The 3,675-nt window shown below is 72.3% G+C and carries 2 protein-coding genes; both read right to left on the bottom strand.

Annotated elements, in window-relative coordinates:
* The coding region (locus tag AC5LSR_RS18065; RefSeq protein ID WP_493468709.1) for an aldo/keto reductase at positions 1-949 on the bottom strand (949 nt) is incomplete at its 3' end.
* A gap of 165 nt (positions 950-1,114) precedes the next feature.
* On the bottom strand, positions 1,115-3,675 hold a 2,561-nt coding region (gene hrpA / locus AC5LSR_RS18070), incomplete at its 5' end, for an ATP-dependent RNA helicase HrpA (protein WP_493468710.1).

Raw genomic sequence — 3,675 nt, forward strand, 5'->3', positions numbered from 1 at the left:
CGGGGCTGGTCAGGGACGGCGGCTGGTAGCCGGCGTCCTCCGGGTTGATCGTCGTACCCGGCGGGACGATCTCGTCGATACGGTCCAGCACGTCCGGTGTGAGCGTCACCTTGACGGCGTCGAGCTGGGACTCGAGCTGTTCGAGGGTCCGCGGGCCGATGATCGCCGAGGTGACGGCGGGATGCTCCAGGACGAAGGCGAGGGCCAGGTGGATCAGGGACAGCCCGGCATCCTGGGCCAGCAGGGCCAGCCGCTCGACCGCCTCGAGCTTGGCGACGTTCGCCGGCCGGCTCAGGTCGAACCGGCCGGGGACGAGCGCGCTGCGGCGCGACACCGGCGGTTCGGCGCCCTTGCGGTAGCGCCCGGACAGCCAGCCGCCGGCCAGCGGGCTCCACGGGATCACCGCCAGGCCGTAGCGCTGCGCGACCGGCAGGACCTCCCGCTCGATGCCCCGGGCCAGGATCGAGTAGGGCGGCTGCTCGGACACGACGCGCTCGCGCCCGCGGCGCTCGGCGGTCCACTGCCCCTCGACGATGCCCGACGGCTCGAAGGTCGACGTCCCGATATAGCGGATCTTGCCCTGGTGGACGAGGTCGCTGAGGGCGCCGAGGGTCTCATCGAAGTCGGTGCCCGGCTCGGGGCGGTGGACCTGGTAGAGGTCGATCCAGTCGGTCCGCAGCCGGCGCAGGCTGTTCTCGACCTCGAGGGCGATCCACCGCCGGGAGTTGCCGCGCTGGTTGGGCCGGTCGCCCATCACCCCGTGGAACTTCGTCGCGAGCACCACCTCGTCGCGGCGGCCACCGGCGAGGGCCTTGCCGACGATCTCCTCGGACTCACCCTGTGAGTAGACGTCCGCGGTGTCGATGACGTTGATGCCCGCGTCGAGCGCGCGGTGAATGACCGCGATGCTCTCGTCATGGTCGGGACTGCCCCAGGCGCCGAACATCATGGCCCCGAGTGTCAGCGGACTGACCTGGACTCCGGTTCGTCCGAAAGGGCGAAGCGACACGTGCCCCACGCTCCTCGTGAGATTGGCTCTCCGTTGCGACACAGCCCCCACCGCATCTGCACCCAACCGGTCGGACGGGCCGGTAATTCCCACGTCAGAGGGGTGTCAGAGGGGCAGCTGGTCCAGGGCGCGGAAGATGCGCTCCACCGATACCGGGTAGGCGGTGCGCAGGGTCTGGGCGAACAGGCCGACCCGCAGTTCCTCGATCATCCAGCGAATCCGCTGGAGCTCCTCGCGGTGCGGGCTGTCCGGCGGCGTCCGGTCGAGCAGCCGCCGGTGTTCCAGCGTCACCTGCTCGACCTGCAGCATGCGCTGCCGGTCGCGGTCCGGGTCGGACGGGAGCTTCTCCAGCCGCCGTTCGATCGCGGCCAGGTAGCGGGCGACGTCGGGCAGCCGCTGCCAGCCGGTGGCGCTGACGAAACCCGGATAGACCAGCCCCGAGAGCTGGGAGCGGATGTCGTCCAGCGCCGGTGCCAGCGCGGCGGGGCCGGCGCTCGTCCCCGCCCGCCGGGCGGGCTCCCGCGACCGTGCCGACTGCGCCTGCGGCTGCGGCTGCGTGCGGGCCTGCCAGTCGGCCAGCTGCCCGGTGACGGTGTGCGCCGTGGCGAGGACGCGTTCCACCTTCGTCACCACGTCGAACGCGGTCTCGTCCAGGTCGGCCTGGACGATGCCCCGCAGCTTGGTGAACCCGTCGGCGTCCCACACCGGCCCGCCGGCGGCCGCGATCAGCTTGTCGGCGGCGCAGGCGACGCAGTCGTCGAGCAGCTCGACGACGCCGCGGTACGGATGGTGACTCAGCGTCAGTTTAGCCGTGTTGCTCAGCCGCGCGTTGATCTGCTTGACCGGGGACGGCATGTTCAGCAGCAGCAGGCGCCGGCAGCCCGGCCACATGGCCTGGCGCGCCTCGGTCTCGGTGGCGAACACGCGGATCGCCACGCTGCTCCCCTGGTCGACCAGTGCGGGATACGCCCGCGCCGGCCGGCCGGGGCCGGGGCGCTGCCGCTCCACGAGCTGCGGGAGCGCGTCGAAGTCCCAGCCGCGCAGGCCGTCGCGCTCGACGCCGTCGGCCACGGTGCGGACCGCCGCGCGCATCGTCGGCGCCAGCTGGTCGACGAGCGCGGCCAGGTCCTTGCCCTCGGCGAGGGTGTGCTGCTCCTCGTCCACCACCCGGAACGTGATCCTGAGATGGTCGGGCACCCGGTCGAGCTGCCAGGACTCCCGCGGCACCGCCACCCCGGTGAGACGCTCGAGCTCGCGTTCCAGCACGGCGAGCAGCGGCCCGTCCGCCGGGGCCACCGCCGCGAGCACCCGCGCGGCGTAGTCGGGCGCCGGCACGAAGCCGCGCCGGATCTGCTTGGGCAGCGAGCGGATCAGCGCGGTCACCAGCTCCGCCCGCAGGCCCGGCACCTGCCAGTCGAAGCCGTCGGAGCTGACCTGGTTGAGCAGCGGCAGCGGGATGCGCACGGTCACCCCGTCGGCGTCCGTGCCGGGCGCGAACTGGTAGGACAGCGCCAGCGTCAGCTCCCCGTGCCGCCAGGCGTCGGGGTAGTCGCGTTCGTCGACGCCGTCCGCGCCGGCCCTGACGAGCATGGGCGCGGAGAACGCCAGCAGGTCCGGCTGGGAGCGGCGGGCCTTCTTCCACCAGCTGTCGAAATGGCGGCCGGAGACGACGTCGGCGGGGATCCGCTGGTCGTAGAAGTCGAACAGGGTGTCGTCGTCGACGACGATGTCGCGCCGGCGGGCCCGGTGCTCAAGCTCCTCGGCGTCGTCGAGCAGCCTGCGGTTGTCGTGGAAGAACGCGTGGTGCGTCTGCCAGTCGCCCTCCACCAGGGCGTGGCGGATGAACAGGTCCCGGCACAGGGCGGGGTCGACCGCGGAGTAGTTCACCCGGCGGGAGGCCACCAGCGGCAGCCCGTACAGGGCCACCTTCTCGAAGGCGACCACGGCGGCCTGCTTCTTCTCCCAGTGCGGTTCGCTGTAGGTGCGTTTCACCAGGTGCGGCGCGAGTGCCTCGGCCCATTCCGGCTCGATGCGCGCGACGGTCCGCGCCCACAGCCGGGACGTCTCGACGAGCTCGGCGGCCACCAGCCAGCGCGGCGGCTTCCGGAAGAGCGCGGAGCCCGGGAAGACCGCGAACCGGGAGCCCCGCGCCCCCTGGTACTCCTGTTTGTCGGCGTCCCTGACGCCGATGTGGGACAGCAGGCCGGCGAGCAGCGCCAGGTGGATGTTCCGCGGGTCGGCTGGGGTGCCGCCGACGGGTATTCCGAGACTTCTCACGACCTGGCGCAGCTGGCCGTGGACGTCCTGCCACTCCCGTACCCGCAGGTAGTTCAGGAAGTCGGCCCGGCACAGCCTGCGGAACTGGTTGCCCGACAGCTGCTCCTGCTGTTCCCGCAGGTACTCCCACATGTTGAGGTAGGCGAGGAAGTCGGACTGCGGGTCGGTGAAGCGGCCGTGTTTCTCCGCGGCGGCCTGCTGCGCGTCGACGGGACGTTCCCGCGGATCCTGGATGGACAGCGCGGCGGCGATGACCATGACCTCGCGGACGCACCCGTTGTCGCCGGCCGCCAGCACCATGCGGGCCAGCCGCGGGTCGAGGGGGAGCTGCGCCAGCTTGCGCCCCAGCGGGGTCAGCCGCATCTGCGCGCCGGCCCGGCCCGGCGTCT

It is taken from the genome of Protofrankia sp. CiP1_Cm_nod4 (assembly GCF_982290645.1).